We start from the raw sequence: 26,595 nt of genomic DNA, 5'->3' as shown, positions 1-26,595 counted from the left end.
CGTGTCCGGTGTGGCTCAGGCCTGTGGGGACACGCCCTCGCCCGTGCTGCGTTCGGCGGGCGGCGGCCAGTGCGGGCGGGAGGGTTCCGGCAGGGAGCGCAGGGCCTGGCCGACGGAGGTGTGCACGGTGAACAGGGGTGTGCTGCCGCTGTGCTCCAGGAGCGCGGAGAGGCGGCGGCCCACGCCGGCGAGCATCAGGTCGCCGGTCCTGCGCCGCAGCAGCCAGTGCAGGGCGAGCAGGCAGTTCAGGCCGCGGGAGTCGCAGAACGTCAGCGCGGTCACGTCGAGGACGATGTGGCGCTGGCCCGCGTCGACCGCGCCGGCCAGCGTGTCCATGAAGAACTTCTCGGAGGCCTGGTCGAGTTCGCCGCTGATCCTGAAGACGGCGCAGACGTCGGAGTGCGCGAGGCGCGTGATCGCCAAGCGGTGGGGTGGCGTGCCCATCACACCTCCAGCTGCCGTCGTCGGTACCGGCCCGGCGAACACGTGGTCGAGTCCGTTCCGGTCCGGGCGATCTGCTCACTGCGGGTATACAGGATCGACGCGGAGACGTCAGCCCGGTACGGACAAGTCACAGCCGGCACCCGTGGCCGCCCGGCCACCCGCCGGGCCCGGCGGGCTCAGTCGCGGCGCGTGCGCCGGGCGCGCAGCCGGAGCCAGGTGCCGGCCGCGACGAGGGCGACCGCGGCGCCGCCCAGGGCGAGGATCCGCGGGTCGTGGCCCGTCTCCGCGAGTTCGGGCGCCCGCGGGGCGCGGGTGCCGGGACGGGTGGGGCCCGCGCCGGGGCCCGGGGCGGAGGAGGGCGGGGTGGAGGAGGGCGGGGTGGACGGTGTCGGGGGAGGCCCGGCCGCCGGGGGCTGCGACGCAACGGGCGGGGACGGGGCGCGCGGTGACGGTGTGACGGGTGGTGCGGCGACCGGTGGCGTCGGAGGGGTGGGCCGCGCGGAGGTGGGTGTCGGTTGCGGGCCGTGGGCCTCTGGAGGGGTGGGGGAGGGCGCCTCCTCGCCGTAGCCCCGGGTGGCCTCTTCGCCGTGGCCGGTGTCCGCCGACGGGGCCGGGGGCCTCTCGTCGCCGTGGCCGCCCGGTGGCTCCGCGCCGTGTCCTGAGGAGGCCGGTGAGTGGTCGTCCGACGGCTCGGAGGCCGCCGTCACGGGAGGGGAGGCCTCGTCGGCCGAGGCGGGCGGGACGGCCAGGGCGCCGAGGGCGGAGACCGCGCCCGCCACCAGGGAGAGGGAGATACGGCGCCTACTCGTACGGTGCATCGTGGTGGTCCTTACGCAGGCGGCTGGGGCCCGGAGGCGGGGGTGGGGCCGGAGGGGGCCAAGTCATATCGGATGAACAACGCGCGGTCCGCGAAGTGCGGCCCGCCGTCGGCGGATCGGCGCGCCGATTCACCCGACCGTCCGCAGCGGGGCGGCCGGTTCACCCGACCGCCCGTGCGGCGGCGGGGGCGCTCGTCCCGGCCCACTCATCCGAAGAGGCGACACCTTGCCCGCTTTCGTCCCGCGCGCTCCGCCGACGCTTACGTTGGTGCCCCTCTCCTCCCCTCTCCGTAGAACAAGCAGGAGCGCGCGTGAAGATCGATTGCGTCGGTGGAGGGCCCGCCTCCCTCTACCTGGCCGTCCTCGCCAAACTCCAGGACCCGGCCCACGAGGTCACGGTCCACGAGCGGCACGACGCCGGCACCACCTACGGCTGGGGTGTGACGTACTGGCCCGACCTCCTGCGGGACCTGCGCGCCCACGACCCCGAGTCCGCACGGCTCATCGAGGAGCAGTCCGTGTGCTGGAGCGGCGGCTTCGCCTACGTCGGCGACCGCACCACCGCGCACGACGGCGACCCGGGGCACGCCATCGGCCGCCACCGGCTGCGGACCGTCCTCGCCGACCGGGCCAGGTCGCTCGGGGTGCGGCTGGAGTTCGGCAGGGAGATCACCCGCCTCGACGAGCTGCCCGGCGCGGATCTCGTCGTCGCGGGGGACGGCGCGCACAGCGGGCTGCGCGCGGCACACGCCGAGCGGTTCGGCACGCGCGTGACCACGGGCGCCAACCGTTTCATCTGGCTCGGCACGACCCGCGTCCTGACCGCGTTCACCTTCTCCTTCGTACAGAGCGAACACGGCTGGATCTGGTGCTACGCGTACGGTTTCAGCCCCGAGCGCAGCACCTGCGTCGTGGAGTGCTCCGCCACGACGTGGGCGGCCCTGGGCTTCGACCGGCTCGACCACCACGCGTCCCTGCGCCTGCTGGAGAAGCTCTTCGCGAACCTGCTGGACGGCCACGAGCTCCTGGGCCGTACCGGCACCCGCGGCCACGCCCAGTGGCAGGCCTTCCCGACGGTCACCAACGAGGTCTGGTCGCACGGCAACCTCGCGCTGATCGGCGACGCCGCCCACACCACGCACTACTCCATCGGCGCCGGCACCACGCTCGCGCTGCGCGACGCGATGGGCCTGGCCGCGGCGCTGCGCCCGGTCTCCGGTCCCGAGCAGGTGCCGGCCGCGCTGGCCGCGTACGAGAGGGACCGCAAGCGGGCCCTGCTCTCGGTGCAGAGCGCCGCCCGGCACAGCGCCCAGTGGTACGAGAACCTGCCCCGCTACATGGGCCTGGAGCCGCACCAGATGTTCGCGCTGCTCGGCCAGCGCCACTCGCCGCTGCTCCCGTACGTGCCGCCGCAGCTCTACTTCCACCTGGACCGGACGGTCGGCCGCATGCAGGCCCTGCGCTGGCTCAAGCAGCGCCTGGGCTCGCGCCTGGCCCGCACCCTGCAGAGCCGCCGGGCGTAGCGCGCCCTCTCAGGTCGACAGCTGGTGACGGGCCAGTCGGGTGAGCGTGCGCACGAGAGCACCCGGCTCGCTCTGCGCCGCCGGGCGGGTGCCGCCGCCGGGGGAGACGGAGCCGATCACCGTGTCGCCCGCGTGCACGACCAGCTCGCTCGGCAGGCCGAGCCGGCGCGCCCGGTGCACCACCGAGGCCGCGTCCCCGGAGAAGCAGGCGCTGAGGTCGATGACCAGGACGTCGGGCAGCAGCACCCGCGCGCGGGCCAGGGCCAGGGAGCTGTCGTGGGTGTGCGAGAGGACGCACACGTCGGGGACGCTCTCGATCCGGGCGATCAGCTCCTTCTCCCGCTGTCGCCCCACCAGCACCAGCACGGTGAGCACGCTCCCCATCCTCCTCCGCGCCCCCGCCCGTGTCCTGAGCGGGCGGGGCCGGTGCGGGTGGGCGGGGGTGGGTGACGGGCCCGCCGCGTACCGCTCTACCGCCCGCCGGCGGCCTGCGTGCCGGTGTGCACGGACTTCAGGCCGGTCTCGGCCACGCTGAGGCCGGTCTTGCCCGCGTCCAGGACCTCCTTGCCCGTGTCGGTGGGGTCGGCCAGGGTCTTGCCGACGGCGTGGCCCACGCCGCCGTTCGACTCGTTGGCCCACTGCTCCGCGGCGTGGGCGGGGGCGGCAGCGGCGACGGCGGCGGCGGTCAGGGCGAGGGAGGCGAGCATGCGCTTGGTGTTGTTCATGATTCCTCAAACGGCGCCGGGCGCCGGAAGGTGCGCCGTCGCCGCCCCTCGCGGGCCCAATTCCACCGTCCGAGCGACCCGCGCCTTTACCTGATTCTTCGGTGGCGTCTGTGAAGGTGGAGTCCGTTCACGTCCGTTTTGAGGTGAAGGGACCGCCGTCGTGGGGCTGCACCAGGTGTCCTCCGGGACCCGTCAGGCGTACGAAGACATCTACAGCACGCCGATCAGCGCGCGGAAACTGCCCGCCCACCGGATCCCGGAGCACGCCTCCGACCCGCGCGCGGTGGCCGCGATGGTCGCGGACGAGCTGGCCCTGGACGGCAATTCGTCGCAGAACCTCGCCACGTTCTGCACGACCTGGGCGGAGCCCGAGGTGCACCACCTCATGGACCTCTGCATGGACAAGAACATGGTCGACAAGGACGAGTACCCGCAGACCGCGGAGATCGAGTCCCGCTGCGTGCACATGCTCGCCGACCTGTGGCACTCCCCGGAGGGGGAGACCACCATGGGCTGCTCCACCACCGGCTCCAGCGAGGCCGGGATGCTCGGTGGCCTCGCCCTCAAGTGGCGCTGGCGCGAGGCGCGCAGGGCGGCGGGCAAGCCGGCCGACCGGCCCAACCTCGTCTGCGGCCCGGTGCAGGTGTGCTGGGAGAAGTTCGCCCGCTACTTCGACGTGGAGCTGCGCCAGGTCCCCCTGGAGCCCGGCGCGACGGGCCTGCGCCCGCACCAGCTGCGGGAGTACGTCGACGAGAACACCATCGGCGTCGTCGCGATCCTCGGCGTCACGTTCACCTGCGACTACGAGCCGGTCGCGGAGATCGCCGCCGAACTCGACGCGATCCAGGCGGACACCGGCCTCGACGTGCCGATCCACGTGGACGCGGCGAGCGGCGGCTTCGTCGCGCCCTTCCTCCAGCCGGAGCTCGACTGGGACTTCCGGGTGGAGCGGGTCGTCTCCATCAACGCGTCGGGCCACAAGTACGGCATGGCGCCGCTCGGCGTCGGCTGGATCGTGTGGCGCTCGGCCGGCCATCTCCCCGAGGACCTGGTCTTCCGCGTCGACTACCTGGGCGGCGACATGCCGACCTTCGCCCTCAACTTCTCCCGCCCCGGGGGCGAGATCGTCGCGCAGTACTACACGCTGCTGCGACTGGGCCGCGAGGGCTACCGCGAGGTGTACGAGGCGTGCGCGGCGAGCGCGCGGGCGCTGGCCGACGAGATCGCCGGCATGGGCCCCTTCACGCTCCTCTACGACGGGCGCGGGGCGCTGCCCGCCGTCTCCTGGACCCTCACCGACGGCGCGTCACCCTCGGGCTTCACGCTCTACGACCTGACCGAGCAGCTGCGCACCCGGGGCTGGCAGGTCCCCGCGTATCCGCTGCCGCCGGAGCGCCAGGAGACCGTGATCCAGCGGGTCCTGGTCCGGCACGGCATCGGGCACGACAAGATCATGCTGCTGGCGGCGGACCTGCGGGCGGCCGTGGAGCGGCTGTCCGGCGGGTCGACGGGAGCGCCGGAGACCCCGGGCTTCCACCACTGAGGGGCCGGGGGGAAGCGGGGCACCGGCCGGGCGTCAGCCGTCCGTGCGGGGCGCCCGTGAGGGGGCCGGGATCGCCGAGGTGTCGAAGTCGCCGTCGATGATGCGGGCGGCCAGCTCCGACAGGCGCAGGCTGTGGGAGCGCGCATAGCGCCGGAAGGTCTCGAACGCCTCGTCCGGTGTCGCGTCCCACCGCTCGGCGAGGATTCCCTTGACCTGCTCGACGACCACTCGGCTGTCCAGCGCCGACTGGAGCTGGGTGTTCTCCAGGTGGAACTGTTCCAGGGAGCGCTGCTGGAGGATCGCGATGGTCGCCATGTCGGCGAGTGCTTGGGCCAGCGCGATCTCGTCCTCCTGGAGCGGGGCCTCGGCACTCTGGAAGAGGTTGAGCGCGCCCACCACCCGCTTGCGCAGCCGCATGGGGATCGCGTGGGTGGTGACGTATCCGGTCTCGCGGGCCCGCGCGGCGAAGCGCGGCCAGTTCGCCGAGGCGGCGGGGACGGTGAGGTCGATGTTGGTCCTGGCCCGGCCGGTGCGGTAGCAGTCGACGCAGGGGCCCTGGTCGTGCTGGAGGGCGAACAGCTCCAGGAGCCGGGTGTGCTCGTCGGACGCGGCCACGATCTGCAGTTCGTCGTTGACGTCGGCCAGCAGGATGCCGGCCGCCGAGACGTCGAGGAGTTCGACGCAGCGGGTGGTCAGCCGCTGCAGCAGCTCCAGCACGTCGAAGTCGTCGAGAAGTGTGTCCGCCACCTCGACGAGAGTCTGTGCGAGATGCTGTTCACGGGTCATTCCGATCACCTCGTTCCCCCTTCGGTCGGGTGAGGCCCGTCCGTATCGTCGTTGAACCGGAGTCGTCTGGCGACGACGTCCTCCGCCACGGCCGCCAGTGGCTTCTCGCTGGAGTACGCGTGGGCCCGCAGCCGCACCAGGGCCTCCGCGAGGGTCACGCCCAGCTGCACGCTGACCATGCCCGTGGCCTGGTGCACCACGGCCCTGCTGAGCTCCCTGGGCTGGCCGACGAGCGTGGCGGTGGCGGCGCCCGCCCCACCCCCGTTGGTCGAAGGGCCCCGGTCGCCGTTGAGGAAAGCGCTGGTCAGCGAGGCGGTCAGGGCCGAGGCGTCGTCGTACTGCTGCGGGGTCAGCCCGCCGGCGTCCGGGCAGAGCACCGTGACCACGCCGAGCCGGATCGCGCCCATGCCGAGCGGCAGGCAGTACATGCCCTTGACGCCGAGGCCGCGGGCCGCGGGCAGGAAGGCGGGCCACCGGTCCGACCGCACCTTGGCCAGGTCCGGTTCCACGACGGGCGAGCCGAGGCGCATGACGTCGACGCCCGGCCCCTCGCCGAGCGTGAACTGCAGATCCTCGATGTGGGTGCTCATCTCGGGGAAGGACCAGATCGGTTCTGCCGTACGGCCGTTGCCGACGAGCAGGGAGACCGCGAACCCCGCCGCGTCGAGCGCCCGCGCGGCATCTTCGGCGAGCCTCTCGGCCGCACCGAGGTGCAACGACCGCAGCACACCGGCCATGCCATCGCTGATCACCGCTCTCCGTCCCGCCGCGGTCGTGACGCCGGACGGGCAGCTGCCCGTCCGCGGCGCACACTACGTGGAACCGGCCTGCTCCCCTCGTGCGAAACGGGCCGAGCACGGCGAGGGCCGACGACAAGGGCTCCCGCACCGCCAGCCTACTGCGGTGCGGGCCGCGGCGCGGCGGGCCGGCGGGGGAGGGCTTTCCGGTGCCCCCCGGTGGCGGGCGGCGGGGCGGGGCCGGTGGGCACGGTGGTTCAGAAGTGCATCATCGCCATCAGCTCGGGGCTGCGCAGGCCGGCGGACACCTCCGGCAGGAGGCGGCCCGGTTCCATCCAGCCCGCGCGCTCGGCCGCGGCGACGGCGTCCGCCTCCGCCCGGTCCGCCGCGCCGTTCAGGTCCCCGTCCTTCCCGAGGCCCTCCCTGCCCGCGGCGGCCGAGGCGGCCAGCGACGCCTTGACGGCGGCCCGGCAGGCGGCGACGGCCGCCCCTCCCTCCCGGTCGTGCAGCTGTGCCATCTGGGCCGCCTGGGCGGCGGAGGCGGCGGCGTTGCGCGCGCAGCGCGAGTCGGCGGCGGGGTCGGGTGCGCTCTCGGCGAGTACGGCGAGGGCCTGGACACAGACCCGGGCGGCGTGGGCGGCCTTCCAGGCGATGTTCTCCCGGACTCCTTGCTCCCGGACTCCTTGCTCCTGGGCTCCTTGCTCCTGGTTTTCCTGCTCTTGGGCGCCCTGCTGCTGGGTTCCCTGCTGCTGGGCGTCCTGCTCCTGTGCGGCTTCCTCGCCGGGACCCTCCCGCCGCCCGGCCTGTTCGATGTAGTGGCAGATGGCGGCGGCGCGGCGGGCGGCGCTCCTGGCGCGTGCGGCGTGCAGGGCCCGCAGGGCCGCCTCGGGGGAGGGTGCCGTGTCCGTCTCTTCGCCGTGGACGCGCTCGCTCATGACCGTCTCCTCGTCTGCCGGGCGACGGCAGGGTGACATGTCCGGCATCAACAGGCCAGAGATGTGAGGGGAGTTCGTGCGGGGAGCGCGTACGGGAGTGCGTGCGCCGGGCCCGGTCGCCCGGCGGGCCGTCACGGCCGGCGCGGCTCCGGTGCGGGCGCCTGCTCCCCGGGCGGCAGGAGGAGGTCCCGCCGCGGGTGCTTCTCGCCCTTGACGCTGCCCCGGATGCCGAGGTCCCGCCGGGCCGCCTCGTGGAAGTCGTTGATCGCACGGAAGGCGGCGCGGTGCCGCTCCCGCCACTCGGCCAGGCTGCCGGTGATCCGCCCCGTGGCCTGCCAGTCGATCTCGGAGAGCAGGGCGTTGAGGTCGTGGCCCGCCTCGATGGCGTCGTCACCCCCGAGCAGCATCACCCGCTCGAAGGCGCTGCCCCAGGCCCGGCCGCCGTCCGCCAGGTCCTCGCGGAGCTCCTGCTCCGTGCGCTCGCTCTCGCGCAGGCCCTCGCGGAACTCGTAGAGCCGGACGGACAGGGCGATCCGTGCCTTCGCCGCGTCGACGTAGTCGCCGTACGCGTCCACCTTCTTGTCGTCCCACCGGGTCAGCAGCTGGTGCTTGGTGCGGCCGCGCTCCATCAGGTGGTTGGTCGCGTGTGTCGTCAGCGCGCCGAGCAACACCGCGCCGACGGTGACCAGTTGCTCTCCGGTGCTCAAGCCGCCCCCAGTCCTGGCTCCCCACGATGACCGCATGATCCTACGAGGTGGACCGGTGGCGGGCCGCGCACGGCCGGCACGGACGGTCAGAAGAGTCCCAGCGCCGAGTCCAGCGACCACGTCTGCCAGCTCCAGGCGAAGAGGGCGACCACGGAGGCAAGCGCCATCGTGAAGTTCTGTCCCTGCTCGGCCCAGTCGTGGATCATCAGGACCAGGTAGATCAGGTTGAGGACGAGTCCGCCGATCAGGGCGACCGGAGTGAGGAATCCGGCTATCAGGCCGAGGCCCAGGGCCAGTTCGGCGTAGGCGACGATGTACGCCATCACGCGCGGCCGCGGCCTGACGACGGTGTCGAAGCCCTTGCGCACCACGGGCCACCGGTGCTTCTCCGCGATGCCCGCCGCCCAGCCGATCCCGCCGCCGCGGAACCACTCCTTCTTGTCCTTGTGGCGCCAGCTCTCCAGCCACCACAGGCCGAGGCCGATCCTGAGCACGGCCACCCACTCGGCTCCGCTGAGCCAGGTCGTCTGCATCGCGTCCTCCCACATAAACCTGACGGGGCGTCAGTTCAGCGGACCGTCGCGGATTGCGCAAGGGGTCTGGTCGGGGGCCGAGTTCGGGGCCGGTCCTTGCCGTCGTCAGGGCGAGGCCATAACCTCAATCTGATGGATCGTCAGATTTAAGTCGAGCAAACCGGCAGGCAGTAGGGGGCACAACAGTGGTCAGCAGCGAGGTCGGCACCAAGGAACTCCCCCGGGTCATCAGCGTGGACGACCACGTGATCGAGCCCGCGCACCTCTTCGAGAAGTGGCTCCCGGCCAAGTACCGCGACCGGGGCCCCAAGCCCTTCACCGCGGGCATCGGCGAGCTGGAGTACATCGGCGGCAAGTACAAGTTCACGACGGACCCGGCGGGGCAGATCACCGACTGGTGGGAGTACGAGGGCAACATCTTCCCGTACAAGCGCATCATCGCCGCCGTCGGCTTCTCCCGCGACGAGATGACGCTGGACGGCATCACCCGCGAGCAGATGCGGCGGGGCTGCTGGGACCCGAAGGCGCGCCTCGCGGACATGGACATCAACCACGTCGAGGCGTCCCTCTGCTTCCCGACCTTCCCCCGGTTCTGCGGGCAGACCTTCTCCGAGGCCAAGGACAAGGAGGTCGGGCTCGCCTGCGTCCGGGCGTACAACGACTGGATGGTCGAGGAGTGGTGCGGCGACAGCGGCGGGCGGCTGATCCCGCTCTGCCTGATCCCGCTCTGGGACGTGGACCTCGCCGTCGCCGAGATCCGGCGCAACGCGGCCCGTGGCGTGCGGGCCGTCACCTTCAGCGAGATCCCGACCTATCTGGGCCTGCCGTCGATCCACTCCGGGTACTGGGACCCGTTCTTCGCGGCGTGCGAGGAGACCGGGACCGTGGTCAACATGCACATCGGGTCGTCCTCGCAGATGCCCGCCGCCTCCCCGGACGCGCCGCCCGCGGTCCAGGCCTCGCTCTCCTTCAACAACGCGATGGCCTCGATGATGGACTTCCTCTTCAGCGGGGTCCTGGTCAAGTTCCCTCGGCTCAAACTCGCCTACAGCGAGGGCCAGATGGGCTGGATCCCCTACGCCCTGGAGCGCGCCGACGACGTGTGGGAGGAGCACCGGGCCTGGGGCGGCGTGAAGGACCTGATCCCCGAGCCGCCCTCGACGTACTACTACCGGCAGATCTTCTGCTGCTTCTTCCGCGACAAGCACGGCATCGAGGCGATCGAGACCGTCGGCGTCGACAACGCCACCTTCGAGACGGACTACCCGCACGTCGACTCGACCTGGCCGCACACCAAGGACGTCGCCGCCGACCACGTCGGCCACCTCCCGGCGGAGCTGCAGTACAAGCTGCTGCGCGGGAACGCCATCCGCATGCTGGACCTGCCGTTCGACCGGGCCGGTCGGTAGGCGCCGGGCGCGGGCCGGATACGGTTCGTCCGACCCCGGTGGAGAGGCAGTCGGATGAACACGTTCCTTACGCAGACGCTGGTCACGCTCGGGCGCCGGTACGTGCGTGACGCGCCGGGCGACGTCGGCAAGGCGGCGCTGGCCGCGCGGTTCCTGAACCCGCGCCTGCGGGACGGCCCGCGCCGGCGCGTCGTCGCCGACCGCTCGGGCCACCGCTTCGCCGTCGACACCCAGGACCTCATCCAGCGGTACGTGTACCTCTTCGGGGCCTGGGAGCCGCACATGACGCGGTGGCTGCGGGGGCGGCTCGGTGCCGGGGACGTGTTCGTCGACGTCGGCTCGAACGTGGGCTACTTCGCCGTGGTCGGCTCCGGGCTCGTCGGCCCGGCGGGGCGGGTCGTGGCGATCGAGGCCTCGCCCGTCTTCCACCGGCGGGTGCTCCAGCACGCCGAGCTGAACGGCTGCGCCAACATCCGGGCGGTCAACGCCGCGGTGTCGGACGGCCACAAGCGGCTCACGTTCATCCTCGCCAGCTCGCACAACATGGGCGCGAACAGCATCGTGCCGTACGACGGCCCCGCCGAGTCCACCTTCGAGGCGGAGGCCGCGCCGCTGCCCGAGCTCCTCGAAGACGACGAGCTCGCCCGCGCGCGCGTGATCAAGATCGATGTGGAGGGGGCGGAGGGCGGCGTCGTCAGGGGCCTCGCCCCGGCCCTCGACCGCCTGCGGCCCGACGTGGAGATCGCCGTGGAGGTGACCCCGGACCGCATGTCGCAACTCGGCGACTCCGTCGAGGAGTTGCTGGAGACCTTCGAGAAGGCGGGCTTCCACCCCTACCGGCTCGTCAACGAGTACGCGCCCCAGACGTACCCGGGCGCGATCCGCCGTCCGCTGCCGCCGGTGCGCTGGCGGCAACCGGTCGTCGAGGAGACCGAGTTGGTCTTCTCGCGGGTCGACGCCGAGACGCTGGAGTGAGGCCGGAGTGAGGTCGGAGTGAAGCCGGAGTGAGGTGCTCCGGCTGCCGCGTGCCCGGCTGCCGCGTGCCCGGCTGACGCGTCAGCTCCGGTACGTCAGCCGGCACCGCCGGGAAAGCTCCACCCGAGGTTTCCGAGCGCCCTGGCCCGCGCCTCCACCACCGCCATGCGCGCGTTCCGCTCACCCGCGTCGACGTGGGCGGACTGGCCCGTCATCTGGCCCTCCCACTTGCGGTAGAACAGGCCCACCTCGGCCGAGAACCAGCCGCGGGACACGGAGTCGAGCGCGAGCAGCAGCCCCGTGTCCTCGGACGCGGGCAGGGCCATCCAGCCGCCGAGGGCGACCAGCAGATCGCGGCGGACGAAGAGCGTCGCCGGGTGGACCGGCGCCCGGTAGTCGTGCGCCGCCCAGTGGGCGAGCACCGTGCCGCGCTCCAGCGGACCGTGGTCGGGGTCGCCGGGAAAACCGGCCGTGGAGCCGTCGGGGAGCAGGTCGAGGACCCGGGAGGTGGCCCAGCCGAGCGCCGGGTCCGCCTCCAGCGCCGCGAGGTCGCGGGCCAGCACGCCGGGGGCCAGCCGGTCGTCGGCGTCCAGGATCTTCACGTACGCGCCGTCGGCGTGCGCGAGCGCCATCGTGCGCGCGACCCCCGGCCCGCCCGCCCGCCCCTGCCGGAAGGACACCCGTGCGTCGTCCGGGACGTACGGCGCCACCTCCCCGCTCCTGCCGTCCTCCTGGACGAGCCAGTGCCACTCCCAGCCCTCGGGGAGCTCCTGTGCGCAGAGCGATGTGTACGCGTCCGCGAGGAACGGGGCCGAGGGCGCGTGAACGGCGGTGACGATGATGACGCGCCGGCGCACGGCACTCACCACCTTTCCAGGGGAGTGGTGAAGACCGCTTCGGTGCGGTCGCCGGGCAGCGTGACGTCGGAGACCTCGACGACGCGGTCGTCCGTGTCGTACGACGTCTTGCGCAGGAGCAGGACGGAGGTGCCCGGGGGGAGTTCGAGCTCGGCGGCCTCCTCCGGGGTGGGGGGCCGTGCGGTGAGGCGTTCCTCCACGCGCGACAGCTCGATGCCGACGGTGGAGAGCTGGTTCTGGGTGCCGCCGGGCCAGGGCTCCCTGGTCTCGTCCAGGAGGTCGGGGTTCGCGGCCACCAGGTCGCGGCGCAGGTAGGAGGCCGCCAGGTTGAGCGGGGCGTTCTCGGCGGCGTGGCGGGTCCGGTAGCGGCGCTCGATCAGGGGTGTCCCCTCCGGGACGCCGAAGGCCGACGCGAGGCGCCCGTCCGCGGGGACCTCGCGGTAGGCGGCCGTGAAGACGAGGTCGCGCAGGCCGAGGCCGGTGTCGCGCTCGGTGGAGCCGGTGCGCGCCCGGTCCTCGCGCGGCTGGTGCACGCGGTTCTTCTCCCACTGGTGGCGGGAGTTGTCGCGGATCACCTTCGTCCGGGCCCGGCGCACGAAGTTGCCGCGGCCGTGCTCCTTCTCGATCAGCCCTTCCTCGCGCAGCAGGCGCAGGGCGTCGCGGAGGGTGGGGACGCTGCGGCGGTAGCGCTGCGCGAGCTTCGTCTCGGCGGGCAGCCGCTCGCCCGGCCGCAGTTGGCCCGTGCGGATGGAGCGGCGCAGGTCGTCCGCGATCTGCTCGTAGGCCTTCGGCACCGAGCCTCCTGGGTGGTCGGGCCGCCGTCGGGCCGCCGTCCGGCCCACCCTACGACTCCTCAAGAGGAGTTGACGAGTGTGCGGGGTCGCGGTGCGTGCTTCTTGGGGTGATGGAGGGTGAAGGAGGATGAAGGAGGAAGGAAGCGCGGCAGGCAGAAGGCGATGGAAGAGAGAGTCCGATGGCGTGGTTTCGGCGGCCGTTATGGCCGGAAGTTTCGGTGGGAAACGATCTCGCGCCCTAATGCGGACCGCCGGACGGGATGTTGAAAAGCGCGCCGCAATTGGCCGCGTTGCGCAGGGCGCAATAGGCCTGTTCTCCGGCGCCCGGACATGGAAGAGCCCGACCGCTGGCGACGGGGGATGCACCAGCGATCGGGCTGTAAGCAAGAGTAACAAGGCGGAATGCGCGGCGGGAGTCAACTCGGCGACCGAAGTACGCAGTTGTGATCGGGATCACGTGGCGGGTCCGGTGCCGGAGAAAACAGCGAACCGTATTCCGCCCGCCCGGCCACCCGCGAGTTCGGCCCCTCGGCCACTCCGCCCCTGCCCATTGACCACTCGGGCCCTGCCCATTCGGCTGCCCGAACTGCCCCGCTACTCCTCGCACGGCGGCTCGTACGAGAGCCGGGTCAGATACTCGTCCCATTTCTCCCGCGTCAGCACGCCCCGCGTGGTCGAGCAAATGCGGTCGATCGCGTCGTCGGTGTCCATGTTCCACAGCCGGACGGTGTCGGTGCCGCTCGAAACCCCGATCATGTTGCTCCGCGGGCTGAACGTCAGAAAGCTGCCCGACTTGGTGTTGGGGCTCATCGACTGGCCTATGGGGGAGACGTCGGTGGGATCGTCGACGTCCCAGAGCCGCACCGTGTTGTCGTTGCCGCCGCTCGCCAGGGTGTGGCCGTCCTCGCTGAACGTCAGCGACACCACCGCGTCGGTGTGCCCCGTCAGCGTGGCGGCGACGGTGGGCTCCGCGGGGTGGCCCGCGACGTCCCACAGGCGCACCGTGCCGTCGTCGCTGCCGGTGGCCAGCGTGCGGCCGTCGGGGCTGTAGACGATCATGTTGACCGGCCCGGTGTGCCCCTTGAGCGGTGTGCCGAGCCGCGTGACGCGGCGCCGGTCGGTCACGTTCCAGCGCCGGACCGTGCTGTCCGCGCTGCCGCTGACGAGCGTGGTGCCGTCCTTGCTGAAGGCGAGCGAGTTCACGTACCCCTGGTGGCCGGTGAGCGGCCGGCCGAGCTTGCGCATGCCGCCCGGTGAACTGACGTCCCACAGCTGGATGGTGCGGTCGGTGTCCGGGGTCGCGAGCGTGCGGCCGTCCGGGCTGAAGGCCAGCGCGGCCGCGAACCGGGTCCGCAGCGCGACCGGTGGCCCGTACGGAACAGGGTGCCCCGGGTCGGCGACGTTCCACAGCTGCACCGCGCGGTTGCCGGTGAGCAGCGCGAGCGTGCGGCCGTCGGGGGAGAACACCGGCGCCCGTACGTTCCCCTCGCCCGGCCGGAACGGATCGCCCAGCGGCTCGGGACGCTCGGGACTCCGCACGTTCCACAGCCGGACCTTCTCGTCCCGCGCGGCCGTGGCGAGGACCTTCCCGTCCGGGCGGAACGCCCCGATACGTCCGAGCATGTCGCCCGTCGAGACCGACCACAGGCGGACCTTGGCGTCGCCGGTCCCGGTGGCGAGCGTACGGCCGTCCGGACTGAACCCGAGCGAGTACATCTCCCCGCTGCTGCCCGCGAGGGGCTCGCCCACCTGCGAAGGGTGCCCCGGATCACGGACGTTCCACAGGCTGGCCGTGCTGTCCGCGCTGGCCGCCGCGAGCATCGTGCCCGCCGGATTGAACGCCACGGACCACATGGGTCCCGCGTGGCCCGTGAGCGGGGTGCCGAGCGCCCTGCCCCTGCGGGGTGTGCTGACGTCCCAGAGCCGCACGGTGTTGTCCGCGCTGCCGCTGGCGAGCGTCTTCCCGTCGGGGCTGAAGGCCACGGAGTGCACCGTGTCCGTGTGGCCGCGCAGCACCGTGCCGATCTTCTCCGGGCGACGGGGCTCGGCCGTGTTCCACAGCCTGATCGTGCCGTCGTCCCCACCGGCCGCCAGCGTCCGCCCATCAGGGCTGAACGCCACGGAGCGCACGGCTCCGGTGTGGCCGGACAGCGTGGCGAGCCGCTTCGTCCCGGCCGGCTCGCTCACGTCCCACACCCGCACCCTGTGGTCCTCGTTGGCCGAGGCCATGGTCCGGCCGTCCTTGCTGAAGGCGAGCAGGTAGACGGTGCCGCCGTGCCCGGCCAGGGGCTCGCCGAGCAGCCGCGGGTGGCGCGGGTCCCGCACGTCCCACATGCGGATCGTGCCGTCGTCCGAGGCGCTGGCGAGCGTCTTGCCGTCCGGGCTGAAGACCGCCGTGCTCACCCAGCTCTTGTGGCCGGTGAGGGGCTTGCCCAGGGGTTTGGCGTGCGTCGGGTCCGCCACGTCCCACAGGCGCACGGTCCGGTCGTAGCTGGCGGTCGCGAGGAGCTTCCCGTCCGGGCTGAACGACGTGAGGTACACGGCGCCCTTGTGGCCGAGCAGGGGCGTGGCCAACGGCGCGTTGACGATCGAGATCAGCCGGTTCTGGGTGCCCTCGTCGCCGGGCCGCAGCCGGTGCGCCACCAGGTCGAGCTGGGCGGAGAGGGACGAATCGGTGTGCTGGGCGCGGTCGGCCTCGGCGACCACCTGCTCGAACACCGCGTCGTCCCGCTGCTGGCGCGCGACCACCGCGGAGACGACGGCCACCATCGCCAGGACGACCAGCGTCGCCACCGCCCCCCGGCTGATCCAGACCGTACGCCTGCGCAGCTTCGCCGAGGCGGTCAGGAACTCCACCGCGCCCCGGGTCAGGAACGTGTCGCCCGCCGACTTCGCCCAGGCGCGGGCCTGCTCGAGGCGGGAACCCCGGTAGAGCAGCGCCGAGTCGCGCTCGGACTCCTCCCAGGCCTTGCCGTCCTCCTCGAGCCGCTGCCGCAGCAGGTTGTCGTTCCTGTCCTCGTCGATCCACTCGCGCAGGCGCGGCCAGGCGTGCAGCAGCGCCTCGTGGGTGATCTCCACGGTCTCCGCGTCGAGGGTCACGAGCCGGGCGCGGACCAGGGCTTCGAGGGACTCCTCCGTCTTGTGGGGGTCCGTCGACTCCTCCGCGAGCTGGCGGCGCGTACCCCGCCGCCGGGTGGCCTGGGTGTCCTCGCCGAGGCGGACCAGCCTGAGCAGGAGCAGCCGCGCCGCCGTGCGGGCCGCCGGGTCGAGCCCGGACCAGGCACGCTCGGCGGTCGCCGCCACCGCGCCCTGGATGCCGCCCGCCGCGCGGTAGCCGGCCAGGGTCAGCCGGCCCGTCTTGCGGCGCTGCCAGGTGGCGAGCAGGGCGTGGGAGAGGAGGGGCAGGACGCCCGCGTCGTGCGCGCCGCGGGGGCCGTCCGTGCTGACCTCCCTGACGATCAGCTCCGCGAGGCCCGGTTCGATCTCCAGGCCCACGGCCTTGGCCGGACCGGTCACCGCCTTGCGCAGCTCCGCGCTGGTCAACGGGCCGAGCACCATGTGGCGGTGCTGCAGGGCGTCGGCGAGCTCGGGGTAGCAGAGGCACTCTTCGTAGAAGTCGGCGCGGATGCCGAGGACGACGAGCGCGGGAGCCGGTTCGCCGTTGTCGGCGGGGGCGCAGGCGGCGTGCAGCAGCCGGATGAAGACCCGCCGGTCCGCCTCGTCGGGGACGAGGGTGAACGTCTCCTCGAACTGGTCGACGATGACGACCGGGCGGGGGACGGAGTGGCCGACGGTGTGACCGGCGTCCGCGCTGAGGTGCCGGTGGGCGCTGGGGCTGGGGCAGGGGTCGGCGCCGGTACCGGTACCGGTGGTGGGGCTGGTGTCGGTGCTGGTACCGGCACCGGTGTCGGTACCGGGGGTGATGTCGGTGGGTGCGTTGGCTGCGGCGGGTGCGGCGGGTGTTTCGGCCGCGGCGGGTGCCGAGCGCTCCGCCCAGGCCTCGACGGACTCGCGTACGGTCCGCACGAACTCCTCGGCGCAGGGCTCGGACTGGTGCCGATCCTGGTCCAGGTCCCGCTCCTGCTGCCGCGCGACGGCGACCGCGGGCGCGAGCTCGGGTATCTGGCGGGTCAGCTCGGCGAGCGGATCGCCGCCCGGCACGAGCTGCAGCACGGGACCCGCGGCCGAGCCGTCCTCTTCGCCCAGCGCGCCGTTCTGCAGGGTGGGCACCAGACCGGCGTTCAGGAGGGAGGACTTCCCCGCCCCCGAAGCACCGACGAGCATGACGAGACCGCCCGTCTCCTCCGTCGCGCGGAGCTGGGAGACGAGGGCCTGTGTGCTCCGGTCCCGGCCGAAGAACCACTGGGCGTCCTGCCGGCGGTACGAGGCGAGCCCCCGGTACGGGCAGACGTTCGGGACGTCCGGCGGCTCGACCGCCGCCCCGTCCTCGTCCTCCGCGGGACCCGCGGCGGGGCCGCCGACGGGGTCGGCCACGGCGCGCTCCCACAGGCGGTGCCACTGCGCCATGTCGTACAGGCCCGCGGACACCGGCACGGGCCGCTCGCGCCGCGCCTCGGGGATCAGGACGTGCAGCACCGCGGCGAGAGCGGCGAACTGGGCCGGCACGTTCTTCGCGCGTCGCCAGTCGCTGATCCGCTGAGCGGACACGCGTACGGGCCGCCCGCGTTCGTCGACCCGCTGGAGGCGGACGACCGCTTCGGCGACGCGCTTGAGGGGCGGGTTGCCGGCTTCCTTGTACAGCAGCGCGAGGCCTTCCGCGAAGCTTGTGCGTGCCCCTGAGTCGGAACTCAAGGCCTCCACCCCTTACTTCCGCCGCACTTGGACATCCGGACCGGAAAACTCACTTTATACGGCTGACCTGCGAGGAAGTGGTCCGGACGCAACCGGAACCTCCACTGTGGGAGCCGTAGCTGGCAGGATCTCGCCTCAGTAGCGAACCAACCACGCAGCGTCCTGGCAGGTCATCGGCTCGGTGCTCGCAGCGGCGGCTCACGCCACCGAATGTTCTGAGCCTGGCTTGCCTTCGCGGGACGTCGGCACGTCGCGTGGGCACCAAAGATCAACGCAGTCGGCCATACCCGGACCGCCTTCACATCGAACGCGGATCCGGACTTTCCCTGATCCGCGCCGATACGCAGTTGCACCGCGCGTCGGCGCCGTACGCGTCGATCGGTGCCGGTCCCCACGAGGGGAGGGACCGGCGCCGATACGACGCGGCGTCGCGGTCGGGCCGTGCGCCGCCGCCCACCGGCCTCCGGGCGCTTCATCGGGCCATCCTTGAGCGGTTCCGCCGCGCCCCACCCAGGACACGAGCGCGTCCGCGCTGGCGAGAGCCGTGCGCGAGGTGGCGCAAACCGGACCGGCGGGCGTGTGGTCCGCGACGAGCTGTGTTTCGCTCGACTCCGGCGGCCCGGCGACGACGGCGGGGCGTTCGCACCTCGGATACGGAAGACACACGTGCCTCAGGTGCGAAAGGCGCACGTACGGCACGTACCGCATGCACCGCGCATAACGTACGCACCGCACATACCGCACATACCGCAGATACGGATCCGATCGGAGCTCGGCCCCGCAGGGGAGGGTCCGCACGTGTCCCACCGCATGTCCCAGTACGTCGTGGCGGCCGCTTCCTGGCTGACCAGCCCCCTCACCCCCGACGACTACCTCGGCCTGTTCGACCCGCTGTGGTCCGCGCGGCACCCCGCGGGCCGGGTCACGGACGTCCGTCCGGCAGGACCCGGGGCGGCCACGCTGGTGATCCGGCCGGGCCGGGGCTGGCGCGGGCACCGGGCGGGTCAGTACCTGCCGGTCGGCGTCGAGATCGACGGCGTACGGCACTGGCGTACGTACTCGATCACTTCGCCCCCGATCGCCTCGCCCCAGGCCGCTTCGCTCCCGACCGCTTCGGTTCCGACTGCTTCGCTTCCGGCCGGCGAGGTCACCATCACGGTGAAGGAGCGGCGCGACGGCCGGGTCTCCCCGCACCTGGTCCGGCGGACCGCACCGGGCACCGTGCTCCTGCTGGGACCGGCCCAGGGCGACTTCGTGCTGCCGGACCGGCCCCCGGCCGGTGGGCTGCTGTTCGTGACGGCGGGCAGCGGCATTACTCCCGCCATGGGTGTATTGCGCACCCTCGCGAGGGTCGATCGGCACGGTCACGGCCGCGGGGACGGCCATCGCGCCGAGCCCGTACCGGACACCGTTCTCCTGCACAGCGCGCCGAGTGCGCGGGAGTGCCTCCTCGCGGCCGAGCTCGCGGCGTTGGCGGACCGGTCGCCCTGGCTCACCGTCCATGTCACGCACACGCGCACGGCCGGCCGGCTCACTCCGGACCGGATCGCCGCTCTCTGCCCGGACTGGCGCGGGCGCGAGGCCCGGGTGTGCGGACCCGAGGGGCTCCTGGACGCCGTCGAACGGCACTGGGAGGCTGCGGGCGTACGGGAAAGGCTGCGGACGGAACGCTTCCGGCTCGCGCCGCTGCCGCCCGGGGATGCCGCCGGCGACGGGGTCGGTGCCCACGCCGTGCGGTTCCGCCACAGCGGTGTGGAGGCGGAGGCGGCGCCCTCCGTGCCGCTGCTCGCGGTCGGCGAGGCGGCGGGCGTGGCGATGCCGTACGGGTGCCGTCGCGGGATCTGTCTGGGCTGCCTCGTCCCGCTCGCCGACGGGCGGGTGCGCGATCTGCGGACCGGCGAAGTGCACGGCGAACCGGGCGAGTCGATCCAGACCTGCGTCAACGGAGCGGCAGGCCCGCTCGCCCTCGACCTGTGAGACGTCCGCCCCGAACGGCGAGATGTCCGAATCGACCCGAGACGTCCGAGCTCTCCTGGAGACTCCCATGCGCATGACCCTGCCCGGGAACGCGACGGCTACTACTGCCTCTGCCGCCTCTGTCACCTCTGCCGCAACTGCCTCCGCTGCCGCCACTTCTGGTGACGCGGGCCCCACCGACCCCACCGACCGCACCGAGCAGCTGGGCCGCGAACTGGACGCGCTCCGCGCCGAGATCCTGGCCGCGCGCGGCGCCGACGACGCCCGGTACATCCGTACGGTGATCGCCGTGCAGCGCGGCTGCGAGGCGGGCGGCCGGGCCGCACTGGCCGTCTCCCTCTTCCCGCCCGCCTGGTGGACGGGCACCGCCCTGCTCGCGGTCGGCAAGACGCTGGAGAACATGGAGCTCGGCCACAACATCCTGCACGGCCAGTGGGACTGGCTGGGCGACCCGGCGATCCACTCGACCACGTGGGAGTGGGACTTCGTCACCCCGGCCGACGCCTGGAAACGCACCCACAACCACCTGCACCACACGTACACCAACGTCGTCGGCCGCGACCGCGACCTCGGCTACACGGTCCTGCGCATGAGCCCCGACCAGCCCTGGCGCCCGGTCCACCTGCTGCAGCCGCTGTACACCGCCCTGCTCGCGCCCGTCTTCGAGTGGGGCATCGCCCTCTACGACCTGGAGGCCGACGCGGTGCCGCAGGGGAAGAAGAGCGTACGGGCGCTGCTCGGCGACGTGACGGGCCTGGTCCGCAAGGCCGTTCACCAGGCGGCCAAGGACTACGTCCTGTTCCCGCTGCTCGCGGGCCCGTCGGCGCTGCCCTGCCTCCTCGGCAACCTCACCGCCAACACCGCGCGCAACATCTGGGCGCACACGGTCATCTTCTGTGGCCACTTCCCCGGCGACGTACAGACGTTCTCGGAGGAGCAGATCGAGGGCGAGAGCCGCGGCGAGTGGTATCTGCGGCAGATCCAGGGCTCGGCGAACATCGAGGGCAGCCCTCTGCTGCACCTGCTCAGCGGCAACCTCAGCCACCAGATCGAGCACCACCTCTTCCCCGACCTGCCCAGCAACCGGTACGCCGAACTCGCCCCCCGCGTCCGGGAACTCTGCGCCCGCCACGGCCTGCCGTACGTCACAGGACCGCTGTGGCGCCAGTACGCGTCGATGTGGGGACGGGTCCTGCGGCACGCGGTGGCGTGACCGCTCGTCGCTCTCCCGACCTCTCCCGACCGACCTCTCCCGACCGACCTCCCCCGACCGAGGGAGGTCGGGGGCGAGTCGCCCGGCGATACTGGCCGCATCATGACCAGGACATTCCGGCCGCTGCTGCGCGGCTCCACGTACGCGGGCGTGCTGTTCGCCTATTGCGGCGCACTGGCGAGCCTTCCGTTGCTGTTTCTCGCGGTGCTGCCCGTGTCGGCGGTGTGGCCGTCCGCGCCCGAGGGCGTGCAGATCGCCCTGGCCCTGCTGGTCTGGACGGCGCTGATCGCGGCGACCGGGCTGGCCCGCACCACGCGGCGCGCGCTCGTCGCCGCCGCCCGGCGCATGCTGCGGGTGCCGCTGCCCGACCCGCTGCCGGCCCCGGTGACGGCCCGCGCGTCCACCAGCATCGAGGTACTGCCCGCCGCCACCGGCCGCTGGCGTACTCCGCTCTGGCTGTTGCTGCACGTGGCGCTGGGGTGGACGGGGGCGCTGATCAGCGGTCTGCTGCTGCTCACGGCCGTGGCACTCCCCGTGGCCGGGCTGCGCGCCGACGTGGACCTGAGCCTCTTCGGCTGGTCGGCGCGCCCCGCGCCCGGCTGGCCGAGCTGGGCGACGGCGGCCGTCTGCCTGCTGCTGGCGGCGGCGGTGTGCGCGGTGGTGACGGCGGCCCTGCGCCGGCTGGCGCCGGGACTCCTGGGCCCGTCCCCGGCGGAGCGCCTCGCGCTCGCCGCCGAGCGGGAACACCGGCTGGCCGAACGCAACCGGCTGGCCCACGAGTTGCACGACTCCATCGGCCACACGCTGACGGCGACCACCATCCAGGCCGCGGTGGCGGGCGAGGTGCTCTCCGCCGACCCGGTGGCGGCACGGGCCGCCCTGCGCAGCATCGAGGAGTCGGCGCGGTCCGCGCTGGAGGACCTGGACTACGTGCTGGGCGTGCTGCGCGAGGAGGAGACGGTGAAGACGGCGAAGGGAGAGGAGGAAGAAGAGGGAGAGGAGGGAGAGGATGAGGGGGGTATGCGGGTGGTCGGGGCGACGGCGGCCCCCACTCGCACCCTGGCCGACCTGCCCGAACTCCTGGAACGGCTGCGGCACGCGGGCACGCGGGTGGAGCCGTCCCTGTCGGGCGACCTGACGCAGGTGCAGGGCACGCTCTCCCGCGCGGCCTACCGGATCCTCCAGGAGGCCCTGACGAACGCGCTGCGGCACGGGTCGGGCGGCCCGGTCGCGGTCGCGGTGGCGGCGACGCGGGACGGCCTGGAGCTGAGCGTGATCAACGGGACGGGTACGGGTACCGGCTCGCACGCGGGTGGCGCCGCCGGCACGTTCCCCACCTCCGGCCACGGCCTCCCCGGCCTCGCCGAACGCGTACGACTGCTGCACGGCGAGTTCGAGGCGGGCCCGGACGGCCCGCGCCACTGGCGCCTGTCGGCCCGACTCCCCACCCGGATCCCCACATGACCCAACCGGCCCCCCTCACCCCCGTCCCCATCCCCACCCCCACTCCCGCCCCCGCCCCTGATCAGGCCGTGACCCCCGCCCCCATCACCCCCATCACCCTCCTCATCGCGGACGACGACGAGGTGACCCGGAGCGGCCTGCGCACGCTGCTCGCCGCCCAGCCGGGGATCGCGGTGGTCGGGGAGGCCGCCGACGGCATCGCGGCGGTGGAAGAGGCACGCCGACTGCGCCCGGACGTGGTCCTGATGGACGTCCGGATGCCGCGCCGCAACGGCATCGAGGCCACCCGTCACCTCCTCGCCGAGCAGACACCCGCGCCGCCGAAGGTCGTGGTGATCACGACGTTCGAGAACGACGACTACGTCACCGCCGCGCTCAGCGCGGGAGCCAGCGGCTTCGTGCTCAAGCGGCTCCCGGTCCGCCGGATCGCGGAAGCGGTACGGGTGGTGGCGGAGGGCGAGGCGATCCTCTTCCCCACGGCCCTGCGCAGGATGGTCGCCGCCCGACCGCTGGAGTCCGCCGATGCCCTGCCGAAGGCGGCCCTGACCGTACGGGAGGAGGAGGTGCTGCGGCTGATGGCCAGGGGCCTCTCCAACCCGGAGATCGCCGAGACCCTCACGGTGAGCCTGGAGACGGTCAAGACTCATGTGGGAAACGTGCTGACCAAACTCGCCGCGCAGAACCGCACCCACGCGGTGGTGATCGCGTACGAGTCGGGCCTGGTCGTACCGGGCGCCACCACCTGACCGGGCCGCGGCAGGGGGCTCGACCGCGGCCCTTTACCGTCGGCGCCGGGTGGGTGATGCTGACCCGGCGTCTTAGGCATGATCGACACGGCAGGAGCCGGTCGGTACGGAGGGGGGGGCCGCGGTGATGCGCGTAGTGCTGCTGGGACCGGTTCAGGTGTACGCCGACGAGAAGTCGCTGGCTTCTCATGAGGCCGGGGACTCGCCGGTCGAGGTGGGCGGCGTCCGGCTGCGGATGCTTCTCGCCAGGCTCGCCCTGGAGGAGGGCAGGACGGTGTCGGCCGACTCGCTCGTCGACGGCCTGTGGGGCGAGGCGCAGCCGCCCGCCGACGCGGCCAACGCGCTGCAGGCGCTGGTCTCCCGGCTGCGCAGGGCGCTGCGCGGGACCGCGGCGGTGGAGTCCGCGTCCGGTGGCTACCGGCTCTCGGTGCGGCCCGAGGACGTGGACGTCCACCGTTTCGAGGAGCTGACCGCCCGGGGCAGGCGGGAACTCGCGGCCGGGCGGGCCGGTGAGGCGGCCTCACTGCTCGCGGCGGCGCTCGGGCTGTGGCGGGGCGCCGCGCTCGCCGACGTCCTCGACGCCCCGTTCGCCGGGCCCGTGGCGACCCGGCTCGACGCGTTGCGGACCGCGGCGGCCGAGGACCGCTGCGACGCCGAGTTGCGGCTCGGACGGTACGGCGAGGTCCTCGCCGACCTCGAAGTGGCGGGCACCGAACGCCCGTTGAGCGAACGGGTCGCCGGGCTGCGGATGCGGGCGCTGTCCGCGGCAGGCCGGCAGTCCGACGCCCTCGCGGTGTACGAGGCGATACGCGAGCGGCTCGACGACGAATTGGGTGTCGTTCCGTCGGCCGAGCTGCGCGAGATCCATCTGACCCTGTTGCGCGGTGAGTTGGCGGCGCCGGCCGAGCGGGCCGAGGCCGTCGCGAGCCGCCTCCCGGCCGGGCTGACCAGCTTCGTCGGCCGAGGCGACGAACTGGAGCGGGTCGGCGCCCTGCTGGGGCGCGGTCGGCTCGTGACCATCGTCGGACCCGGCGGCGCGGGCAAGACCCGGCTCTCCATCGAAGCGGCGGGCCGGGACCACGCCCATGCGCGCGGCCGGGTCTGGTTCGTGCCGCTCGCCGGCGTGAGCGCACCGGACCAGCTGGCCGACGCGGTGCTCGGCGCCCTCAGCTCCACCGACGGCCGCCTCTACGAAGCGGGCCAGGGGGAGCGGGCCACCCCGGTCGAGCGCATGGCCGGACTCCTCGGCAGCGGCGACGGCCTGCTCCTGCTCGACAACTGCGAGCACCTCGTCGAGGCGGCCGCCGAACTCGCCGCCGAACTCCTCCAACAACTGCCGGAGTTGCGGATCCTCACCACCAGCCGTGAGGCCCTCGCCATCACCGGCGAGTCCCTGTGCCACCTCGGCCCCCTCGACGTACCGACGGGATCGCCGGAGCCCGACGAGGCCGCGCGGTCGCCCGCCGTCCGCCTCTTCGCCGACCGGGCCGCCGGAGTCAGGCCGGACTTCACGCTCGACGCCTCGACCCTCGACGCCGTGGTCGAGGTCTGCCGACGGCTCGACGGGATGCCGCTGGCCCTCGAACTGGCCGCGGCCAAGCTCCGCTCGATGAGCGTCGAGCAGATCGCGCGCCGCCTCGACGACCGTTTCCGCCTCCTGGCCTCGGGCAGCCGCACCGCGCTTCCGCGCCAGCGCACGCTGCTCGCACTCGTCGAGTGGAGCTGGGACCTGCTCGACGAACCCGAGCGGATCCTCGCCCGCAGACTCTCGGTGTTCCCGGGCGGCGCGACGGTCCCCGCGCTCGAGGCGGTCTGCGCCGACCCCTCGCTCCCGGCCGCCGACATCCCGTACGTCCTGGACGTCCTGGTCGAGAAGTCGCTGGTCCACACCGTCGACGAGGGGACGGGCGAGCCGCGCTACCGGATGCTCGAAACCGTCCGCGCGTACGCGGCGAGACGGCTCGCCGAGGCGGAGCCCGAGCCCGAGTCCGGGCCTGGGCGCGGGCCCGAGTCCGGGCCTGAGCGCGGCGACACGGTCACCCGGCGCTATGCCGCGTACTACCTCGCCCTCGCGGAAGAACACGAACCCCGCCTGCGTACCCACGAACAGCTGCGCGCGATCGGGGTGTTCGACGCCGAGCACGACAACCTCGTCCTCGCGCTGCGCTCGACCGTCGACGGCCCGGACGCGGACCTGACCGCACGCTTCGTCGACGCCCTGTCCTGGTACTGGGGGATCAGGGGGATGAACACGCAGCTCGACACGTACCTGGCGGAGACGCCAGGACCGGCCGCCCCACGGAACGAGACCAGTGAACTCCCCTCCGCCAAGGGCGAGTCGGCGACCGCTCGCGAGTTCCACCCGGCCGCGCTGCTCCTGCGGATGTCCCGCCTCGCCGCCCCGTCCGCGGCGACCGGCGGCGGTCCGGGCACGCCCTCGGACCCGGACCCCCTCACCTCGCCCGACCCCTGGGTACGGGCCACCGCCCACCTGGCCCGGGACTTCGCCCTCACCGAACAGGGCGACCTGGTCACCGGCGCCGACTCCCGCCTGGCGGCCCTGCGCGGCTTCGAGCAGGTCGGCGACCGCTGGGGGCTGGTGATGAGCCTGCTCCCGATCGGCCGCGACCACTCGCTGCGCGGCGAGTACGCGCAGGCCATCGCCACGTTCGAACGGACCGTCGTCCTCAGCTCCGAACTCGGCACCGAGGACTACCTCTACCTCAGCAAGGCCCGGCTCGCCCGCGAACGCCGGCGCAGCGGCGACCTGGAAGGCGCCTTCCGCGATCTGCACGCCGCGCACCGCCAGGCCCGCGAGCGCGGCCAGCTGCGCCTGGAGGCCAACATCCTTGTGGGCCTGGCCAACGTCTACCGCAGGGCCGGTGACCTGGCGCGGTCCGACGCGACCCTGGACCGCCTGGAGGCGCTGAGCGCCCGGCGCCCCTCCCTGGCGGGACTGGCCCGCGACCTGATCGTCAGCACCCGCGTCGAGAACCGCCTCGCCGAGGGGGACGCGGAGGCGGCCAGGGCCCTGCTGCCGGAGGCGGCCGGCGCCCTGTTCGGTCAGGGGGCCGGTGCCGCACTCGCCTGGGTGGCCGAACTGCTCGGCGGGCTGCGGACGTTGGAGGGCGCTCCCGAGGACGGTGCGAGATCGCTCGGGATGAGCCAGGTGATGCGCGGCGCGTTCGACCGGGGCGAGCCGGAGTGGCGCGAGGTGATCGACCGCATCGTGGCGACGCTGGGCGAGGAGGGTTACCGGCAGGCGTACGAGGAGGGGGCCGCGTGCTCCCGCGAGGACGCGCTGCGCCGCCTGGAGGCGGAGACGTTGCGGGCGGTGGAGCGGGCCTGAGGGGCCGGGCTTGAGGGACCGGGCTTGAGGGGCCGGGCTTCAGGGACCGGGCTTGAGGGAGCCGTCCTGAGGGAGCCGCCCTGAGGGAGCTGCCCCGACGGGGGCGGCGCGGGCAGGCGGAAAGCCGGGCGGGGGGGGGGGGGGGGGGGGGGGGGGGAGGGGGGGGGTGGGGGGGGGGGGGGGGGGGGGGGGGGGGGGGGGGGGGGGGGGAGGGGGGGGGGGGAGGGAGGGGGGAGGGAGGGCTACCA

Annotated in this window: 21 protein-coding genes; 9 read left to right on the top strand and 12 right to left on the bottom strand. The window is 73.3% G+C overall.

Features of this window, described 5'->3' with window-relative positions:
* Positions 1 to 15: 15 nt before the first annotated feature.
* Entirely contained in the window at positions 16 to 444 is a 429-nt protein-coding gene (locus tag ACZ592_RS09405) for an STAS domain-containing protein (RefSeq protein WP_471580921.1), read from the bottom strand.
* A gap of 176 nt (positions 445 to 620) precedes the next feature.
* On the bottom strand, positions 621 to 1,262 hold the full coding sequence (locus ACZ592_RS09400) for a hypothetical protein (protein WP_471580920.1): 642 nt from the start codon (positions 1,260 to 1,262) through the stop codon (positions 621 to 623).
* Between the two features lie 311 nt (positions 1,263 to 1,573).
* Here ACZ592_RS09400 and ACZ592_RS09395 point away from each other — a divergent pair, with 311 nt between their 5' ends.
* A complete protein-coding gene (locus ACZ592_RS09395; RefSeq protein WP_471580919.1) occupies positions 1,574 to 2,785 on the top strand; it encodes an FAD-dependent monooxygenase in 1,212 nt (403 codons plus the stop codon).
* A 9-nt stretch (positions 2,786 to 2,794) separates the two neighbouring features.
* On the opposite strand, the gene ACZ592_RS09390 is transcribed toward ACZ592_RS09395, so the two are convergent.
* Both ACZ592_RS09390 and ACZ592_RS09385 read right to left on the bottom strand, forming a co-directional pair.
* A complete protein-coding gene (locus ACZ592_RS09390; protein ID WP_471580918.1) occupies positions 2,795 to 3,160 on the bottom strand; it encodes a hypothetical protein in 366 nt (121 codons plus the stop codon).
* A gap of 95 nt (positions 3,161 to 3,255) precedes the next feature.
* A complete protein-coding gene (locus ACZ592_RS09385; protein ID WP_471580917.1) occupies positions 3,256 to 3,510 on the bottom strand; it encodes a hypothetical protein in 255 nt (84 codons plus the stop codon).
* Between the two features lie 160 nt (positions 3,511 to 3,670).
* Here ACZ592_RS09385 and ACZ592_RS09380 point away from each other — a divergent pair, with 160 nt between their 5' ends.
* Positions 3,671 to 5,053 carry a glutamate decarboxylase gene (locus ACZ592_RS09380; protein ID WP_471580916.1) on the top strand — a complete coding sequence of 461 codons (1,383 nt, stop codon included), beginning with the start codon at positions 3,671 to 3,673 and terminating at the stop codon, positions 5,051 to 5,053.
* 33 nt (positions 5,054 to 5,086) lie between these two features.
* On the opposite strand, the gene ACZ592_RS09375 is transcribed toward ACZ592_RS09380, so the two are convergent.
* The 5 genes from ACZ592_RS09375 to ACZ592_RS09355 all read right to left on the bottom strand — a co-directional run bounded on the left by ACZ592_RS09375 (position 5,087) and on the right by ACZ592_RS09355 (position 8,751).
* Positions 5,087 to 5,839 carry an ANTAR domain-containing protein gene (locus ACZ592_RS09375; RefSeq protein ID WP_471580915.1) on the bottom strand — a complete coding sequence of 251 codons (753 nt, stop codon included), beginning with the start codon at positions 5,837 to 5,839 and terminating at the stop codon, positions 5,087 to 5,089.
* A gap of 5 nt (positions 5,840 to 5,844) precedes the next feature.
* Positions 5,845 to 6,591, bottom strand: a complete 747-nt coding sequence (locus ACZ592_RS09370; RefSeq protein ID WP_471580914.1) for a GAF and ANTAR domain-containing protein — start codon at positions 6,589 to 6,591, stop codon at positions 5,845 to 5,847.
* Positions 6,592 to 6,833: 242 nt separating this feature from the next.
* Positions 6,834 to 7,511: a hypothetical protein gene (locus tag ACZ592_RS09365; RefSeq protein ID WP_471580913.1), complete on the bottom strand. Its 678-nt coding sequence runs from the start codon at positions 7,509 to 7,511 to the stop codon at positions 6,834 to 6,836.
* 131 nt (positions 7,512 to 7,642) lie between these two features.
* A complete protein-coding gene (locus ACZ592_RS09360) occupies positions 7,643 to 8,218 on the bottom strand; it encodes a hypothetical protein (protein ID WP_471580912.1) in 576 nt (191 codons plus the stop codon).
* 86 nt (positions 8,219 to 8,304) lie between these two features.
* Entirely contained in the window at positions 8,305 to 8,751 is a 447-nt protein-coding gene (locus ACZ592_RS09355) for a DoxX family protein (protein WP_471580911.1), read from the bottom strand.
* A 185-nt stretch (positions 8,752 to 8,936) separates the two neighbouring features.
* Between ACZ592_RS09355 and ACZ592_RS09350 the strand changes: the two genes are divergently transcribed.
* Complete coding sequence (locus ACZ592_RS09350; protein ID WP_471580910.1) at positions 8,937 to 10,160, top strand: amidohydrolase family protein; 1,224 nt, start codon at positions 8,937 to 8,939, stop codon at positions 10,158 to 10,160.
* A 54-nt stretch (positions 10,161 to 10,214) separates the two neighbouring features.
* Positions 10,215 to 11,135, top strand: coding sequence for an FkbM family methyltransferase (locus ACZ592_RS09345; RefSeq protein WP_471580909.1), 921 nt, complete (start codon positions 10,215 to 10,217; stop codon positions 11,133 to 11,135).
* A 95-nt stretch (positions 11,136 to 11,230) separates the two neighbouring features.
* Here the strand turns inward: ACZ592_RS09345 and ACZ592_RS09340 are convergent, their stop codons facing one another.
* The 3 genes from ACZ592_RS09340 to ACZ592_RS09330 form a co-directional block, all read right to left on the bottom strand.
* Positions 11,231 to 11,992: a glycosyltransferase family 2 protein gene (locus ACZ592_RS09340; RefSeq protein WP_471580908.1), complete on the bottom strand. Its 762-nt coding sequence runs from the start codon at positions 11,990 to 11,992 to the stop codon at positions 11,231 to 11,233.
* 5 nt (positions 11,993 to 11,997) lie between these two features.
* Complete coding sequence (locus ACZ592_RS09335) at positions 11,998 to 12,786, bottom strand: GntR family transcriptional regulator (protein ID WP_471580907.1); 789 nt, start codon at positions 12,784 to 12,786, stop codon at positions 11,998 to 12,000.
* A 594-nt stretch (positions 12,787 to 13,380) separates the two neighbouring features.
* Positions 13,381 to 17,607: a WD40 repeat domain-containing protein gene (locus ACZ592_RS09330; RefSeq protein WP_471580906.1), complete on the bottom strand. Its 4,227-nt coding sequence runs from the start codon at positions 17,605 to 17,607 to the stop codon at positions 13,381 to 13,383.
* A 789-nt stretch (positions 17,608 to 18,396) separates the two neighbouring features.
* Between ACZ592_RS09330 and ACZ592_RS09325 the strand changes: the two genes are divergently transcribed.
* From ACZ592_RS09325 to ACZ592_RS09305, 5 genes are all read left to right on the top strand, one after another.
* Positions 18,397 to 19,575 carry a ferredoxin reductase gene (locus tag ACZ592_RS09325; protein WP_471580905.1) on the top strand — a complete coding sequence of 393 codons (1,179 nt, stop codon included), beginning with the start codon at positions 18,397 to 18,399 and terminating at the stop codon, positions 19,573 to 19,575.
* Between the two features lie 67 nt (positions 19,576 to 19,642).
* Complete coding sequence (locus ACZ592_RS09320) at positions 19,643 to 20,788, top strand: fatty acid desaturase family protein (RefSeq protein WP_471580904.1); 1,146 nt, start codon at positions 19,643 to 19,645, stop codon at positions 20,786 to 20,788.
* A gap of 102 nt (positions 20,789 to 20,890) precedes the next feature.
* Entirely contained in the window at positions 20,891 to 22,252 is a 1,362-nt protein-coding gene (locus ACZ592_RS09315; RefSeq protein WP_471580903.1) for a sensor histidine kinase, read from the top strand.
* On the top strand, positions 22,249 to 22,998 hold the full coding sequence (locus ACZ592_RS09310) for a response regulator transcription factor (RefSeq protein ID WP_471580902.1): 750 nt from the start codon (positions 22,249 to 22,251) through the stop codon (positions 22,996 to 22,998). Before ACZ592_RS09315 ends, ACZ592_RS09310 begins: the two co-directional genes overlap by 4 nt.
* A 127-nt stretch (positions 22,999 to 23,125) precedes the next feature.
* The gene (locus tag ACZ592_RS09305; protein ID WP_471580901.1) at positions 23,126 to 26,347 is read left to right on the top strand and encodes an AfsR/SARP family transcriptional regulator; all 3,222 of its coding nucleotides are present in this window, start codon (positions 23,126 to 23,128) and stop codon (positions 26,345 to 26,347) included.
* Positions 26,348 to 26,595 lie beyond the last annotated feature (248 nt).

It is taken from the genome of Streptomyces sp. NPDC040622, assembly GCF_055593965.1.
This window is presented reverse-complemented; position numbering and strand designations above follow the sequence as displayed.

Bases quoted from the DNA above. Each gene is read 5' to 3' on its own strand.
- ACZ592_RS09405 (WP_471580921.1), bottom strand. From the start codon at position 444: ATGGGCACGCCACCCCACCGCTTGGCGATCACGCGCCTCGCGCACTCC.
- ACZ592_RS09385 (WP_471580917.1), bottom strand. From the start codon at position 3,510: ATGAACAACACCAAGCGCATGCTCGCCTCCCTCGCCCTGACCGCCGCC.
- ACZ592_RS09305 (WP_471580901.1), top strand. From the start codon at position 23,126: ATGCGCGTAGTGCTGCTGGGACCGGTTCAGGTGTACGCCGACGAGAAG.
- ACZ592_RS09345 (WP_471580909.1), top strand. From the start codon at position 10,215: ATGAACACGTTCCTTACGCAGACGCTGGTCACGCTCGGGCGCCGGTAC.
- ACZ592_RS09365 (WP_471580913.1), bottom strand. From the start codon at position 7,511: ATGAGCGAGCGCGTCCACGGCGAAGAGACGGACACGGCACCCTCCCCC.
- ACZ592_RS09400 (WP_471580920.1), bottom strand. From the start codon at position 1,262: ATGCACCGTACGAGTAGGCGCCGTATCTCCCTCTCCCTGGTGGCGGGC.
- ACZ592_RS09310 (WP_471580902.1), top strand. From the start codon at position 22,249: ATGACCCAACCGGCCCCCCTCACCCCCGTCCCCATCCCCACCCCCACT.
- ACZ592_RS09375 (WP_471580915.1), bottom strand. From the start codon at position 5,839: ATGACCCGTGAACAGCATCTCGCACAGACTCTCGTCGAGGTGGCGGAC.
- ACZ592_RS09355 (WP_471580911.1), bottom strand. From the start codon at position 8,751: ATGCAGACGACCTGGCTCAGCGGAGCCGAGTGGGTGGCCGTGCTCAGG.
- ACZ592_RS09320 (WP_471580904.1), top strand. From the start codon at position 19,643: ATGCGCATGACCCTGCCCGGGAACGCGACGGCTACTACTGCCTCTGCC.
- ACZ592_RS09315 (WP_471580903.1), top strand. From the start codon at position 20,891: ATGACCAGGACATTCCGGCCGCTGCTGCGCGGCTCCACGTACGCGGGC.